Below are 14,027 nucleotides of genomic sequence, written 5' to 3'. Positions count from 1 at the left end.
CCTCAATGAAGGCAGGAGGTTTTCAGAAAGAGACAGCTTGACTGTCCAGATAACATGCCGAGGGCATATTCATGGCCGAGACGATCTTCGGCCAGACCCTCACGCTCTCGACCGGGCGCATCATCCCGACCCGCTGGGTCGGCGAACAGCACGTGAAGGAAGACCTCGGCTTTATCCCGAGTTTCGCCGACTGGGTGAAGGCCATCCGCCCCGAACCCTGGATGGGCCGGTCCGGGCGGATCGAGGCGCTGGTCGATCCGCATCTCGCCTCGCCCGTGGTCGAGGTCAGTTGACATGACTGATCCCGCATACTTGCGCCTCGGTCTGCCGCCGACGGCATCGCCCCAGACAGTTCTGCGCGCGGCGGTCCGGGCGCTGCACCCCGACACGCGCGCCGTGCGCAGCTTCCGGACGGCGCGCAAGCGCTTCTACCGGCAGATGCTCTGCGCGCATGCCGCGCGGCAGGCATCGGGCGACAATCCGACCGGCTGATCGCTTCCAACCAACCCTTCATCCCAATCCAGCGCCCGGCCCCAAGGCCCGGGTTTCTCAATCTCAGGAGGTCCCCATGGCGGATTACTTCACCCATTTCTCATGCCTGATCGACGTCGGCACGCCCGACAAGGCCGCCCGGGCCCTTGCCCTGTTCCAGAGCTTGCGCGAAGCCGATCAGGACGCCGATGACCCGGAGGTCGCAGGCTTCGACCTCGTGCACCAGGATGCGCCTGAGGGCAGCACCCTCTGGATCCATGACGACGAGCACGGCGATGTCGAGGCGGTCATCCGCTTCGTGCTGCGCCTTGCGGAAGAGCTCGATCTCACCGGCCTCTGGGGGTTCCAATATTCCCTGACCTGCTCCCGGCCGCGCCTCGACGCTTTCGGAGGTGGCGCGCATGTAATCGATCTCGGTGCCCGCAAATCCATCGGCTGGACGAGCAGCCAGGAGTGGCTGGCCGTTGCATTGAACGGGGAGGACGTGGATGCCTGAAATCATATGCACCACCGTCTACCAGTTCCCCGAACTCTCGGAGGCGGCCAAGGACAAGGCGCGCAGCTGGTATCGCGAGCTTGGGCCTCACGACGATTGGTGGGACGCGGTCTACGAGGATTTCGAGCGCATCTGCGATATTCTCGGCGTCCGGCTCAAAACCACGCCTGTGCGGCTGATGGGCGGCGAGACGCGCCCAAAGCCCTGCATCTGGTTTTCAGGGTTCTGGAGCCAGGGCGACGGGGCCTGCTTCGAAGGCTATTGGTCCCACGCCAAGGGTGCCGCCGCGCGCATGCGGGACTATGCCCCGACCGACGCGACGCTCCATGGCATCGCCGACCGGCTGCAGGCCATCCAGCGGCGGAACTTCTACCAGCTCGCCGCCGAGGTCGGCCATCGTGGCCGCTACTACCACGAATTCACCATGTCGATCGACGTCACGCGCGACAGCCCGACCTGGCAGCCGCCGACCGAAGACGCCGAGGAGACCGTGACCGAGGCGCTCCGCGATCTGGCCCGCTGGCTCTACCGCCAGCTTGAGGCCGAATACGACCACCAGACCTCGGACGAGGCCATAGAGGAGGGGATCATCGTCAACGAGTACACCTTCACCGAAGGAGGGCGCCGCTTCGGGTGAGACGGCACGGTTGAAAACTGTCAGAAATCTGCGTATATTTCTGACAAAGGAGCGATCATGGAGCGCATGGCCGAGAGCATAATGAATGTCGCGACGACGTTGCCCGAGGGGGTGCCCTTGGCAGCGAAGGGCCTGCTGCACCTCGGCTCGCGCGCGGCGGTCGATCAAACGCTGTCGCGTCTGGCCGCGCGCGGCGAATTGATCCGCGCTGGCCGCGGCATCTACATGCGCCCCGTCCAGACACGCTTTGGTCCGCGCAGTCCGTCCGCTGAACAGGCGATTGAAGCGCTCGCTGTGCAGCGGGGCGAGACGATCGTGCCGAGCGGTGCTGCCGCGGCAAACGCTTTGGGCCTGACCACGCAGATGCCGGTCAAGTCGGTTTACCTCACCTCGGGACGAAGCCGTGTGCTGAACCTTGGCCGGCAGGCAGTCGAACTGCGTCATGCGCCGCGCTGGCAGTTGGCCCTTGGGAGCAAGACCTCGGGCCAGGCCGTCCGTGCGCTGGCATGGCTCGGGCCGGATGAGGCTCCCAAGGTCCTGCAAATCCTGCGATCCAAGCTCACGGAGACGGCAAAGACCGAACTCGTGTCCGCCGCGCCGCAGTTCCCGACTTGGCTGGCACGATTGATCGGAAAGATGGTCCATGGCTGAGGCATTCCTGCGCCTCACTGCCAAAGACCGACTGGATGCTCTTGGTGTTGCAGCCGATCGGCTTGGCCGGCCAGCCCACCTCCTCGAAAAGGACGTCTGGGTGGTCTGGGCGATCCAGCAATTGTTTGGATCGCCCGTCGGCACAAACCTCGTCTTCAAGGGTGGCACCTCTCTGTCGAAGGCCTACCAGGTCATTGACCGGTTTTCCGAGGATGTGGATCTGACATTCGATATCCGGGCGCTGATCCCTGATTTGCTCGAGGGCCGTGAAGATGCCATGCCCGCCACATCCAGCGAAGAGCGGCGCTGGTCGAAGCGCGTCCGACAGGCTTTGCCTGAATGGGTGGCCGGGACCATCCAGCCGATCCTGCAGCAGGCAATTGATCGGGAAGGGATCGATGCCGGCCTTCGGATTGACGGCGACAAGCTGTTCATCGATTACCCGCACCTCGCCCAAGGCACTGGATACGTTTCTCCGAGCGTAATGCTGGAATTCGGCGCGCGTTCTACCGGAGAGCCGGCATCAGCGCGCGACATTGTTTGCGATGCCGCGTCGGTGATCGAAAGCGTGGAGTTTCCGGTTGCTCGTCCCCGCGTGATGCATGCCGAGCGAACGTTCTGGGAGAAGGCGACGGCTATCCACGTCTTCTGCTTGCAGAAACGTTTGCGCGGCGATCGCTTCTCGCGGCACTGGCACGACCTTGCTAGGCTAGATGAGGCGGGCATTGCCACTGCCGCCACTGAAGATCGGGCGCTCGCGGATGCCGTGGCTCGCCATAAGACGATGTTTTTCTCTGAAAAGACCGCCGATGGCGCAAAAGTTAACTACAGCGCAGCAACAGCCGGACATCTGCAACTGGTCCCAAGCGGTGAGGCATTGATTGTTCTCGCAGATGATTACCGCCGGATGGTCGCAGATGGTCTCTTCGCCACGTCACCAGAGCCCTTCGATGTTTTGATGGACCGCTGTGCTGAGATCGCGCTCAGGGCGAATGCCGCTTTCAAAACTTGAGGAAGCCTTTCCGATGGGAACGGGTTTTATTCGAAAAGCTTCTCGGGCAGTGAGAGGTTCGTTCCACCTTTGTTCCGAGCGGCGTCTATGGTATATGTTGGGTCAGTTATCGATTCTGGCACACGATATGGAGGCCGAGGTCATGGCAAAGAAATCAGGCGGCAACGGGCATTACCGCAGCGCAATCACGGGCCGCTACGTCACCACGGCGCACGGAAAGCGCAGCCCCAACACGACGGTCTATGAAAAGACAGGCGGCGGCGCGACCGGGTCGGCGCGCAGCGCCAAAACCGGACGTTTCGTGACTGAGGGGGTTGCAAAGCGTAACCCTCGCACGACCGTAAAAGAAGATTGATGGAGGCAGGACATGAAGGACTTGAGGCTTCGCAATCTTGAAAAGTATCGGACCGGCGGAACGCAGGATCGAATGGAACTTTCGCTGCCCAGGCCAATGAGTCCTTCGGGCAAGGTGTATCATTATTCTCCAAAGGAGGATGCTGCCCCGCGTCTCTTCCTAGTGGGTGAGGCACCAGAAGAGCGTACGATCTCAGATGTTAACAGGTCTCGCATGCGTCGCGAGCCGGGGCCGGGGCAAACGGTCTGTCCGTATTCCGGCCATATGGCTGATGATGAGGAATTCACACACGCTGATGATATTGCGGCGGTGAAAAAGCACGCGCTCTGGTTGGTCGAAAATGATGTGAGCGATTGGCTCGGTGAATATGCCAAGGATTTCAACCGCAAGTTTGGAAAAGGTGGCCTCATCTCCATGAAGATGGAGCACAAGCCGCGGCGGCGTGTTGAGCCGCTTGCGATACGAGAGGATTTGCTGCGCAGCCTAGATTGCGGAGTATGCGGTCGATCCTACGGGGTCTACGCACTCGCCTTGTTCTGTCCCGATTGCGGAGCACCGAACGTAGCGATGCATTTTCGTCGCGAGGTTGAGATTGTTGGGGAGCAGATTGCTCTGGCAGATGACCTCGATGAACAGGGTAGAAGCGAGATTGCCTATCGCGTAATGGGGAACGCGCATGAAGATGTTCTGACCGCCTTTGAAGCGACGCTGAAGACGGTTCATGCGTACTTGGTTCGCACGCATCTGCCCGAGAGGGTCGAAAAACTCATCGGCAAAAAAGCGATCGGCAATGCTTTCCAGAATGTTGACCGTGGTAGGGGTGTGTTTGCCAAGATTGGGATCGACCCATTTGACGGCCTGAACGATCTCGAAATCGAAAATCTGCGTCTGAACATTCAAAAGCGCCACGTTCTCGGCCACAATCTCGGCGTGGCAGACGAACACTATGCGAGTTTCTCAGAAGATCACGAACCTGGTGAGACCGTCACGCTGATTGGTGAGGATGTGAAGCGGTTTGCAGATTATTGCCTGAGAGTGGTCGAACGACTTGAAGAGTATCTGCTTTCGAACGTGACACTGTCGGAGCCCTAAGCTGTTCCCATTGAATACTCGCTGTTTCTAAAGCTCAGCGCACAAGTCGGTTATTACGCCAAAGCTTCCACGAGCAAGGCTTTGCGCCCTTCACTGACTTTCAGCTGATCACTCTCACTTGTTCCCGTCGATCCACTTCGACATCAGCCCCTTGTCTCGGAAACACTCATCCGGCACGGCACGGCGTTTGATCCGGGCGAGGCGTTCGGCAAAGGCGACCTGCTTTGACGTCGGGCGGCTGTCCTGCGTGCCCGGCTTCAGTTTGGCTTGTGCGTCGATCCAGGCGCTCAAGGAGCGCCGATCTTGCTGAACCTCCCACGGCAGAAGCGTCTGGTTGCGCAGGGCCAGCGCGCGGGCATAGGCGATCTGCTTTGGCGTCGCGGGCAGGGCGTAAGTGGTGCTTTCCATCGGGGATCTCCCTTCTTAGCGTGGCTCTTAAAGTAGAACATAACAGAAACAAAAGCAAGCCGCCTGCGGAAATCATGGGGTTTGAGAGGAAGAGGATGGCCGGGGAAGGTCAGGCCTGAGGGTGCCCGAAAGAGGGTGTCCGGGCCTGATCCTGTTCCTCATTCCGGAGTTTCCCAATGACCCATCTCGCCCATTTTGCCACCGAGCGCGCCCTTGCGTCTGTTGTCCCCATCCCGTCCCCCGATACGGCCGCTGCGATCTTGAGGGTGGCCGAAGCGCTGCAGACTGATCTGGCGCAAGGTTTCCAGATCGACGCGCTGCGCCTGCGCGTTGAGATGGAGCGCGCCTTTGGCGGCTCTGATGCGACCGGCGCCTGGGACTGGAAGTTGGCCTATGAAGCTGGCGAGGCAGCGCTGGTCTTGTTCCTGCGGAAATTTGGCCGCGCGCTTCTGGCCCGGGCTGGATCACCCGCAGCGCTGCTGCCGATCCTTGCCAAGGTGTCCGGCCTTTTACCGACCCATACGCGGCGGTCCGAGGAGATGGAGCGGTTTCAGCAATTCTCGACGCCGCTGCCCATGGGGCTGGCCGCAATGGCTGCAGCACAGATCACCGCGCGCGATCTGGTGCTGGAGCCATCGGCTGGGACGGGCCTTCTGGCGGTCCTCGCAGAAATCGCGGGTGGCAGTCTCGCGCTGAACGAGCTTGCCGACACCCGCGCCGATCTTCTGCGCCGCCTGTTTCCGGGTCGACCGGTCACGGGCTTTGACGCCGCCCAGATCGACGATCATCTCGACGCGGACCTGCGCCCGAGCATCATCCTGATGAACCCGCCATTCTCGGCGGTGGCCAATGTCGACGCCCGCACCACCGAGGCGACAGCCCGGCATCTGCGTTCGGCGCTTGCGCGCCTGGCCCCCGGCGGACGGTTGGTCGCCATCACCGGCGCGGGCTTCGCGCCCGATGCGCCCGCTTGGGCCGAGACCTTCGCCCGCCTGACCGAGACCGCGCATCTGGTCTTTACAGGTGCCGTGTCCGGTGCGGCCTTCGCCAAGCACGGCACCAGCTTTGAAACCCGCCTCTCGGTCTTCGACAAATGCCGCGGTGGCGAGGCGGGCGGCATCACAGCCGATCTGACGCGCCCGATTTCACCCGATGTGGCCAGCCTGCTGTCGCTGATCACGGCCCATGTCCCCCCGCGCCTCGAACTGGCGCAGGTCGCACCAGCCGGGCAGGGCCCCACTTCTCCCTTCCCGGGAAATCCTGCCCGCACCACGCGCACAGGCATCAGCTCGTCGCGCGCCACGCCAGCAACACCCACCACCAACACCGCTCCGCAGATCGAGGCCGCAGACCTCGCCTATACCCTGCGCGATGCAACCGAGGACGGCGCCAGCGCGCGTCTTTCGGATTCCATTTATGAGACCTTCCGCCTGCAGGCGATCGACATCCCCGGCGCGGCACCGCACCCCACCAAGCTGGTGCAATCAGCGGCCATGGCTTCGGTCGCTCCCCCGAAACCCAGCTACCGGCCCAAGCTTCCAGCCGCCATCCTGCGCGATGGCCTTCTGTCCGACGCGCAGCTTGAGACCGTGATGTACGCGGGCGAGGCGCATGGCGCGTATCTCGCGGGGTCTTGGACTGTCGATGAAACCGGCGACATGGTCTCGGCCGCGCCGGACGATGCCGCTGACGCTGTCCGCTTCCGTCGCGGCTTCTTTCTTGGCGATGGCACCGGCGCGGGCAAAGGCCGCCAGTCGGCCGGGATCCTGCTCGACAACTGGTGCCAGGGCCGCCGCAAGGCGCTCTGGATCTCGAAAAGCGACAAGCTGCTGGAAGATGCGCAGCGCGACTGGTCCGCACTCGGGCAGGAACGCTTGCTGGTGACGCCGCTGTCGCGCTTTGCGCAAGGCAAGGATATCCCGCTGACCGAGGGCATCCTGTTCACCACCTATGCAACGCTGCGCTCAGAGGAGCGCGGGGCCAGGAAATCCCGCGTCGACCAGATCGTCGACTGGCTGGGGGCGGATTTCGACGGTGTGATCTTGTTCGACGAAAGCCACGCCATGGCAAATGCCGCCGGCAGCAAGGGTGAGCGCGGCGATGTCACGGCCTCGCAGCAGGGCAGGGCGGGTCTGCGTCTCCAGCACAAGCAGCCCAATGCCCGCGTGGTCTATGTCTCGGCCACCGGTGCAACGACGGTGCACAACCTCGCCTATGCGCAGCGCCTCGGTCTTTGGGGCGGCGAGGATTTCCCGTTCGCGACGCGCGCGGAATTCGTGCAAGCGATTGAGGCGGGCGGCGTTGCCGCGATGGAGGTCCTCGCGCGCGACCTGCGGTCCCTTGGCCTCTATACTGCCCGGTCGCTCTCCTATGACGGCGTCGAATACGAGATGCTGGTTCATGCGCTGACGCCTGAGCAGCGCGGCATCTATGATGCCTATGCCGGGGCCTTCGCCATCATCCACAACAACCTTGCGGCCGCGATGGAGGCGGCCAACATCACGGGTGACAGCGGCACTCTGAACCGCCAGGCCAAATCCGCCGCTCGCTCGGCCTTCGAGAGCGCCAAGCAGCGCTTCTTTGGCCATCTGCTGACGTCGATGAAGACGCCGACCCTGATCGCTGCCATCGACGCTGATCTCACGGCGGGCCATGCCGCCGTCATCCAGATCGTCTCGACGGGAGAGGCATTGATGGAACGCCGCCTGACGGAGATCCCGACTGAAGAATGGAACGACATCCGCGTCGACATCACCCCGCGGGAATATGTCATGGACTACCTCGCCCATTCCTTCCCGGTGCAGCTCTACGAGCCCTTCACTGACAGCGAGGGCAATCTGTCGTCCCGGCCCGTGGTACGCGAAGGCCAGCCTGTGGAATGCCGCGAAGCCGCGCGGCGGCGCGATGCGCTCATCGAGAAGCTGGCCTCACTGCCGCCCGTCCCGGGCGCGCTGGACCAGATCGTCCAACGCTTCGGCACCGATCTCGTGGCCGAAGTCACGGGCCGGTCGCGCCGCATCGTGCGCAAGGGCGAGGGCCATGCCGCGCGGCTTGTCGTGGAAAGCCGGGCAGGGTCTGCCAACCTCGCGGAGACAGCGGCCTTCATGGATGACCAGAAGCGCATCCTGATCTTCTCGGATGCCGGTGGCACCGGGCGCAGCTATCACGCTGATCTCGGAGCCAAGAACCAGCGCCTGCGGGTCCACTACCTTCTGGAACCCGGTTGGAAGGCAGATGCCGCCATCCAAGGTCTTGGTCGCACCAACCGCACCAATCAGGCGCAGCCGCCGCTCTTCCGGCCGGTGGCCACCGATGTGAAGGCGGAGAAGCGGTTCCTCTCGACCATCGCGCGCCGCCTCGACACGCTCGGGGCAATCACGCGAGGGCAGCGCCAGACCGGCGGGCAGGGGCTGTTCCGGCCCGAGGACAACCTCGAGTCCCCCTATGCCCGCGACGCGCTGCGTCAGCTTTATCGCCGGATCTATCGCGGCGATGTGGCTGGCTGCTCGCTCGGGGCTTTCGAGGATGCCACCGGTCTGAGCCTGACCGATGACAATGGGCTGAAGGATGATCTGCCCCCAATCACGACCTTCCTCAATCGCCTGCTGGCGCTGACGATCGACATGCAGGCCGTGCTCTTCTCGGTCTTCGAGGAACTCCTCGATCAGCGAATCGAGGGCGCTATCGCTGCCGGGGTCTACGACCTCGGGCTCGAGACGCTGCGCGCCGAGAGCTTTCAGGTGACGGATGCGCGTGTGATCTACACCCATCCCGGCTCCGGCGCAGAAACCCAGCTCCTGACCATCGCGCAAAAGCAGCGCAACACGCCGACCGCGCTCGCTGATGCGCTCGACTGGCTCGAAGACCCGAAGGCACGCATGCTGGTCAACAGCCGATCCGGTCGCGCCGCGGTGCAGGTGCCCGCCACCAGCCTGATGCTGGACGACGGCACCATCGAGCCCCGCCTGCGGCTGGTCCGCCCGACGGAGGCCAGCACGGTTCCGGCCAAGATCATGGAGGACACAAACTGGATGGAAGCCGACCGCGCGGCCTTCACTGAAGCCTGGACGGCAGAACTGGCTGAAGTGCCGGAGTTCACGGAAACCACGCTGCACATCGTGGCGGGGCTGCTGCTGCCGATCTGGAAGCAGCTCCCACAGGATGAGACCCGCGTCTACCGGCTGCAGACCGATGACGGTCAGCGCATCATCGGTCGCCGGGTCTCTCCTGCTTGGGTCGCGACCACGCTGGCCAATGACGCGCCGCAACTCACGGCGGCGCAGGTCCATGCTCTCGTGCTGGAGGGAAAGACCGTGGTGCGGCTGGCCGAAGGGATGGAGTTGCACCGCTCACGCGTCATGGGCGTGAACCGGATCGAGCTGTCTGGGTTCACTGAGGTCGCCAAGGACCGGCTCAAGGCCGATGGCTTCTTCTCGGAGATCATCAGCTGGAAGCTGCGCCTCTTCTGCCCCACCGATGCCAGCGGCATTGCCGTGCTGGGTCGTCTGCTTGCACGTTGTCCTGTGACGGGACTACATGCACGCGGGGGTTGTTGAGCCATGTATTCCGAAACCGAGGAGGTGATCCGCGCACTTGCGGAGAATGCCGAAGGCGTCTGTCGCGCCTACCTTCCCGCCGGACGGCGGGAAGGGTCCTACTGGATCGTGGGCGATCTGCAGAACAACCCCGGCCGCTCCCTCTTCGTGCGGCTGACGGGGCCTGCGTCTGGACCGGGCGCCGCCGGCAAGTTCGCCGACGGGGCCACAGGCGAGCATGGCGATCTCCTCGACATCATCCGCGAGCGGACCGGGATCTCGCGCTTTCCCGATCTCCTGGCCGAGGCCCGGGCGCATCTTGGCCGTCCGCAGCCGGTTCTCCCGGAGGTACCACGCCCTCGGAAAGCCAAGGCCCCCGGTGGCACACCAGCTGCGGCGGCGCGGCTGTTCGCAGCCTCGGTGCCGGTCGCAGGCACGCTTGCCGACGCCTACCTCCGCTCCCGGGGCCTCACCCAAGGCGGCATGATGAGCGCCCTTCGCTTCCACCCGAAGTGCTGGCATCGGGATGAGGGCCAGACCCGGAGCATCCCCAGACCGGCGCTGATCGCCGCGGTCACCGATGGGGCAGGGGCTTTGCAGGGTGTGCATCGCACCTGGCTGGCTCTTGACGGTCAGGGGAAAGCGGATGTCGAGACGCAGCGGCGTGCCATGGGTCACCTCCTCGGCAATGCCGTCCGGTTGACCCCGCATGAGGACATCCTCGTGGTCGGTGAGGGCATCGAGACCATGCTGTCCCTTGTCGAGGCAGTGCCGGGCCTTCCCGTCTGGGCGGCGCTGTCGTCCAGTCACCTTGGGGCGGTCCTGCTGCCGGAGGGAGTGCAGCGCCTCTACATCGCTATCGACCGCGATCCGGCCGGACAACGTGCGGCAGAGAGGTTGAGCGCCAGAGCCACTGAGGTTGGGATTGCCGTTCGGGTGCTGGAACCGCGGCTCGGGGATTTCAACGATGATCTCCGGGCGTACGGCAAGGAGGCGCTGCGCCAGCATCTGGCAAGGCAGATCGGGCCAGAGGATCGGCATCGCCTGTCAGGCTGAGCAGCATCGCGCAGGGGGCGGTCAGGGGCAGAGGGGGGGGTAGGGGTCCTGCAGTCCTGTCGCGGGTGTGGATCATCACCTTTGCCTCTTCCCGGGTAAATCTCATCCACCCGTCCCCCGCTCGGCCTTCAAGAGATGGGCAGGCGGCCGTCAAAGGGGACGCCCCTTCAAGGTCGGGGGGCGACTGATTTCCGCCGGCGGGGACGAGCCCCGCCTTTGCATCGCGAGGCAAATCAGCCGCCCCCCGCCCTCCTCCACATGCGTTCCGGCCCCGAAAGGCGGGGTGAAGGGGCGTCCCCCATGACGGCTTTCGCAGCCCATGAAGGCCGCGCGGGTTGTCGCGCGGATGAGACAGGCCCGGAGGCAAGAAACCGATGACGATCCACACCCACGACGACGCGTATGAACCCGCCCACACCGCATCCCAGACCGCCCATGCGCTCGACGAGTTGCAGCTTTATGGCTTCCGTCCCTTTGACGAGCCCGATCCGCGCCCGATGCCCGATGGGCAGCGCCTCGCGGTCGCCGTCGCCGACATCTTCGACGCCCTCGTCGCGACCCTGGAAGACACCCGCATAGAACCCGACCTCGAAGAGGTGCTCTGGGGCCAGGTCAACCTCTTCCACCGCGCCACGGCCCGGATCGAGCGGACGCTCGATGAGAACGAGCAGGCGCAGCGCCGCCTCCAGCGCGAGCAGGATGGCTCCGAGGTGAAATCCACCGAACTCGAGCGCCTGACGGCCGAAGGCCTCACCCTGATCGAACGCCGGAACTGCATGGACATGATGCGCGATCACGCCGCATCCGAGTTCGTCCATCACACGGGATCGACCTGGCGGCCTCGCACCGGTTCGATGGTGAACCGCCAGCACATGACCGCAGCGCTGATCGACAGCCGCGACTTCCTGGCCGCGAAGCGCCGCGCGGAAACCGAGGTGATGTTGCCCGCAGGCCCCAAGGTCGCCCTCACCGGCGGGACCGACTTCAACGATCACCGCCTGATCTGGGGCAAGCTCGACCAGGTCCGGACCAAGTATCCCGACATGGTCCTGTTGCACGGTGGAAGCCCGAAGGGCGCAGAACTCATCGCCGCCAAATGGGCCGAGGCGAGGGGCGTGACGCAGGTGGCCTTCAAGCCTGACTGGACCAAGCACGCCAAGGCCGCGCCCTTCAAACGAAACGATGCGATGCTAGATGTGCTCCCGGTCGGGGTCCTTGTCTTCCCCGGAACAGGTATCCAGGAAAACCTCGCCGACAAGGCTTCGAGGCTCGGCATCCCGGTCATGAAGTTCGAGAAGGGGGCGTGAGCCCCCGACTTCAATCCGGGACAGAACATTGTGGAAACGTCGAAGAGCGCTTGATATTGTGGTTTGGAGAGAGGCATCAACAACATGTTCGACACATCGCAGCAAATGGAAGTGTTCCCGACGACGGTCGATCTCAAGCGGATCGACCCGTCTCTCAACATGCGGCGCTTCTATCGAATGAGCGTTCAGCCGGACCTGTTTGGCGGCGCATGCCTCGTGCGGGAATGGGGCCGTATCGGGTTTCGAGGGCAGATGCTAGTCGAACAGCACCCGGACGAGGGTAGAGCGGTCACGGCGCTCATGAAGCTAACGGCGACGAAGAAGCGCCGCGGATACGAGGCGCGGTCAAACGGCTAGGTCTGCCAATCAATCGATACCCAGCTTGTGGAAAAACACGCGATTCCGCATCTCGGCATCCCGCAGGACTTTGTCCCAACTCAAAACCTCCATGTAGAGATTGTTGTTACCGAACCATTTGAACCATCCCCCGCCGTCCGGCATGGGAGTGAAGTCCTTTTCCATTTTCAGCCATTCTTTCACCTTCTCTGTGATTTCACACATTACGTAGCCATAAAATGGGGTGTTTTCAGCGACTTGAATTGGGCGTCCTTTCGGCGTCTTAAACTTCCCTTTCTTAATGCTGTTCACGTATCGGATGATCTGCTGTACCGGGTCTTCTTTCGAAGACGGGTTCACGAAATCATCGCGTCCAGGCTTTTTGAACTCGAAAACGGTGATAGGGTTGCTCGCTTCGTTGTCACCTCTGAACAACACCGGCTTGTCGAACACCAGGAGGTCGGGACGCTCAGACGTTCCACCGTCCAAGGGTTTGTCTGAGTGCACAAAAAACGTGAAGTTAAGGCGCTCATCTATGATCCAGAGGTTGTGATCTTCGTAGGCCGTGGCTGCGGTATCGCCTTTTCGAGGGAAGATGATGTCATGGACGGTGCCTTCGGACGGGTACTTTTGGTCGTCCGTGAGTTCAAAGCTCTTTCCAAATAGCGTGAGCACATGCTTCCGCAGCGCGATATAGTGGATCAAGTCGTTTCGGCTGGTCCTTGATATCTGATCCAGAATCTTCGGCAGGCCGTCTTTGAGTCCTGCGGCGTCCGTTTCGCCGAGCATCTTGTCGACTTGCTGCCTGATGGCGACTTCCTGAGAGAACTTCTCCCTCTGAAATACCGTCTCAATCTGTTCGGGCGTAGGATTGTAGGGCATCGACGACAGGTCAATATCCTCTGCAATTGTCCGATGCCAAGGTGCCGACTCCTCAACGTAGCTGCGCACCTGTGTGCGCTTTTTCTCCTGGCGCGCGGTGATCGTGTCACCAAGGGCGTCGCGTGCGATGTGCGCTGCTGCCTGTTCGATCTCGGCCTGTGAGATAGGATGAAGCAGGTCATCGCCCTTTGGAAAATCGAAACCACCACGCTCAAGGGATACGTTGGCATCGAGATACGGGCCAAAGACGTACGCCTCTACGATATAGTTGCGATCCCGATCCTCCCCCTCAGGCGATCCTTCTTCATAGAATTCATCCACGAATTCCGGCACAAAGCTATGGATTGCCGTGTCTGTGACCTCCCGGCGGTCTGCAACCAAGCTGATCTTGCTTTTCTGATTTCGTGGTGAGTAAAGCTTGAACACGCGAACCTGAAAAGTCTGCTCCTTGTCCCCAGATCCGAGGACGATGTTCCCATCTTGGAGCGGAATCTCCTTGATCATCGCGGCAAGCTGATTGCTGACAAAATTGTTGAGGATGATCCGACCGGTTCCGTCTTCCTCGGCAATCCCGATCTCTGGGCACTGATAGTCGGCGTCGATGAAATACGGCAGAAGCCGTTCCACCAGTGTGCGAGCAATCGTCTTGACTTTCTTGTCGGGAAACGCACGTTTCACCTTCCGCATAGTAACGCGGGACCCGATGTCGCCGTCCGGGTTGTCTTCAATGATTTCGTTGACGATGATGTCGGTCTGCTTGCCCATTTT

13 protein-coding genes and 1 pseudogene are annotated in these 14,027 nt (G+C 62.5%); 12 read left to right on the top strand and 2 right to left on the bottom strand.

Translation table 11 applies throughout. The annotated features are described in order from the left end of the window. Window positions 1–53: 53 nt before the first annotated feature. The 8 genes and pseudogenes from ACU0DV_RS06705 to ACU0DV_RS06670 form a co-directional block, all read left to right on the top strand. Window positions 54–293 (top strand): annotated as a pseudogene (locus ACU0DV_RS06705) (DUF6915 family protein); the annotation flags it as partial. A gap of 1 nt (window position 294) precedes the next feature. Continuing rightward, window positions 295–492 carry a hypothetical protein gene (locus ACU0DV_RS06700; protein ID WP_127109533.1) on the top strand — a complete coding sequence of 66 codons (198 nt, stop codon included), beginning with the start codon at window positions 295–297 and terminating at the stop codon, window positions 490–492. A gap of 76 nt (window positions 493–568) precedes the next feature. Further along, window positions 569–988, top strand: a complete 420-nt coding sequence (locus ACU0DV_RS06695) for a hypothetical protein (RefSeq protein WP_446273512.1) — start codon at window positions 569–571, stop codon at window positions 986–988. After that, window positions 981–1,625, top strand: coding sequence for an antitoxin of toxin-antitoxin stability system (locus ACU0DV_RS06690; protein WP_446273511.1), 645 nt, complete (start codon window positions 981–983; stop codon window positions 1,623–1,625). Before ACU0DV_RS06695 ends, ACU0DV_RS06690 begins: the two co-directional genes overlap by 8 nt. Before the next feature lie 57 nt (window positions 1,626–1,682). After that, on the top strand, window positions 1,683–2,276 hold the full coding sequence (locus tag ACU0DV_RS06685) for a DUF6088 family protein (protein WP_446273510.1): 594 nt from the start codon (window positions 1,683–1,685) through the stop codon (window positions 2,274–2,276). Next, the gene (locus tag ACU0DV_RS06680) at window positions 2,269–3,288 is read left to right on the top strand and encodes a nucleotidyl transferase AbiEii/AbiGii toxin family protein (RefSeq protein WP_446273509.1); all 1,020 of its coding nucleotides are present in this window, start codon (window positions 2,269–2,271) and stop codon (window positions 3,286–3,288) included. The genes ACU0DV_RS06685 and ACU0DV_RS06680 overlap by 8 nt, the downstream gene beginning before the upstream one ends. 142 nt (window positions 3,289–3,430) lie before the next feature. Beyond that, entirely contained in the window at window positions 3,431–3,643 is a 213-nt protein-coding gene (locus tag ACU0DV_RS06675) for a hypothetical protein (protein WP_446273508.1), read from the top strand. A 12-nt stretch (window positions 3,644–3,655) separates the two neighbouring features. Next, window positions 3,656–4,735 (top strand): hypothetical protein, encoded by a 1,080-nt coding sequence (locus tag ACU0DV_RS06670; protein WP_446273507.1) that lies wholly within the window; start codon window positions 3,656–3,658, stop codon window positions 4,733–4,735. Between the two features lie 114 nt (window positions 4,736–4,849). Here the strand turns inward: ACU0DV_RS06670 and ACU0DV_RS06665 are convergent, their stop codons facing one another. Beyond that, entirely contained in the window at window positions 4,850–5,143 is a 294-nt protein-coding gene (locus tag ACU0DV_RS06665; protein WP_238373070.1) for a hypothetical protein, read from the bottom strand. Window positions 5,144–5,319: 176 nt separating this feature from the next. On the opposite strand from ACU0DV_RS06665, the gene ACU0DV_RS06660 reads away from it, so the two are divergent. The 4 genes from ACU0DV_RS06660 to ACU0DV_RS06645 all read left to right on the top strand — a co-directional run bounded on the left by ACU0DV_RS06660 (window position 5,320) and on the right by ACU0DV_RS06645 (window position 12,398). Further along, a complete protein-coding gene (locus tag ACU0DV_RS06660) occupies window positions 5,320–9,699 on the top strand; it encodes a strawberry notch-like NTP hydrolase domain-containing protein (protein ID WP_446273506.1) in 4,380 nt (1,459 codons plus the stop codon). 3 nt (window positions 9,700–9,702) lie between these two features. After that, a complete protein-coding gene (locus ACU0DV_RS06655) occupies window positions 9,703–10,734 on the top strand; it encodes a DUF7146 domain-containing protein (RefSeq protein ID WP_446273505.1) in 1,032 nt (343 codons plus the stop codon). A gap of 374 nt (window positions 10,735–11,108) precedes the next feature. Beyond that, window positions 11,109–12,041: a DUF2493 domain-containing protein gene (locus tag ACU0DV_RS06650; protein WP_446273504.1), complete on the top strand. Its 933-nt coding sequence runs from the start codon at window positions 11,109–11,111 to the stop codon at window positions 12,039–12,041. An 84-nt stretch (window positions 12,042–12,125) separates the two neighbouring features. Continuing rightward, entirely contained in the window at window positions 12,126–12,398 is a 273-nt protein-coding gene (locus tag ACU0DV_RS06645) for a WGR domain-containing protein (protein WP_043872320.1), read from the top strand. A 9-nt stretch (window positions 12,399–12,407) separates the two neighbouring features. Here ACU0DV_RS06645 and ACU0DV_RS06640 read toward each other — a convergent pair whose 3' ends face one another. Continuing rightward, window positions 12,408–14,024 (bottom strand): hypothetical protein, encoded by a 1,617-nt coding sequence (locus ACU0DV_RS06640; RefSeq protein WP_446273503.1) that lies wholly within the window; start codon window positions 14,022–14,024, stop codon window positions 12,408–12,410. Window positions 14,025–14,027: the final 3 nt, after the last annotated feature.

It is taken from the genome of Sagittula sp. (assembly GCF_052825245.1).
Note: the sequence above shows the minus strand (reverse complement) of the source record. Positions and strands in the feature narration are given on the sequence as shown.

Excerpts from the sequence above, each read along its gene's own strand:
- ACU0DV_RS06700 (WP_127109533.1), top strand. The coding sequence starts at position 295 with ATGACTGATCCCGCATACTTGCGCCTCGGTCTGCCGCCGACGGCATCG.
- ACU0DV_RS06695 (WP_446273512.1), top strand. The coding sequence starts at position 569 with ATGGCGGATTACTTCACCCATTTCTCATGCCTGATCGACGTCGGCACG.
- ACU0DV_RS06690 (WP_446273511.1), top strand. The coding sequence starts at position 981 with ATGCCTGAAATCATATGCACCACCGTCTACCAGTTCCCCGAACTCTCG.
- ACU0DV_RS06685 (WP_446273510.1), top strand. The coding sequence starts at position 1,683 with ATGGAGCGCATGGCCGAGAGCATAATGAATGTCGCGACGACGTTGCCC.
- ACU0DV_RS06680 (WP_446273509.1), top strand. The coding sequence starts at position 2,269 with ATGGCTGAGGCATTCCTGCGCCTCACTGCCAAAGACCGACTGGATGCT.
- ACU0DV_RS06675 (WP_446273508.1), top strand. The coding sequence starts at position 3,431 with ATGGCAAAGAAATCAGGCGGCAACGGGCATTACCGCAGCGCAATCACG.
- ACU0DV_RS06670 (WP_446273507.1), top strand. The coding sequence starts at position 3,656 with ATGAAGGACTTGAGGCTTCGCAATCTTGAAAAGTATCGGACCGGCGGA.
- ACU0DV_RS06665 (WP_238373070.1), bottom strand. The coding sequence starts at position 5,143 with ATGGAAAGCACCACTTACGCCCTGCCCGCGACGCCAAAGCAGATCGCC.
- ACU0DV_RS06660 (WP_446273506.1), top strand. The coding sequence starts at position 5,320 with ATGACCCATCTCGCCCATTTTGCCACCGAGCGCGCCCTTGCGTCTGTT.
- ACU0DV_RS06655 (WP_446273505.1), top strand. The coding sequence starts at position 9,703 with ATGTATTCCGAAACCGAGGAGGTGATCCGCGCACTTGCGGAGAATGCC.
- ACU0DV_RS06650 (WP_446273504.1), top strand. The coding sequence starts at position 11,109 with ATGACGATCCACACCCACGACGACGCGTATGAACCCGCCCACACCGCA.
- ACU0DV_RS06645 (WP_043872320.1), top strand. The coding sequence starts at position 12,126 with ATGTTCGACACATCGCAGCAAATGGAAGTGTTCCCGACGACGGTCGAT.
- ACU0DV_RS06640 (WP_446273503.1), bottom strand. The coding sequence starts at position 14,024 with ATGGGCAAGCAGACCGACATCATCGTCAACGAAATCATTGAAGACAAC.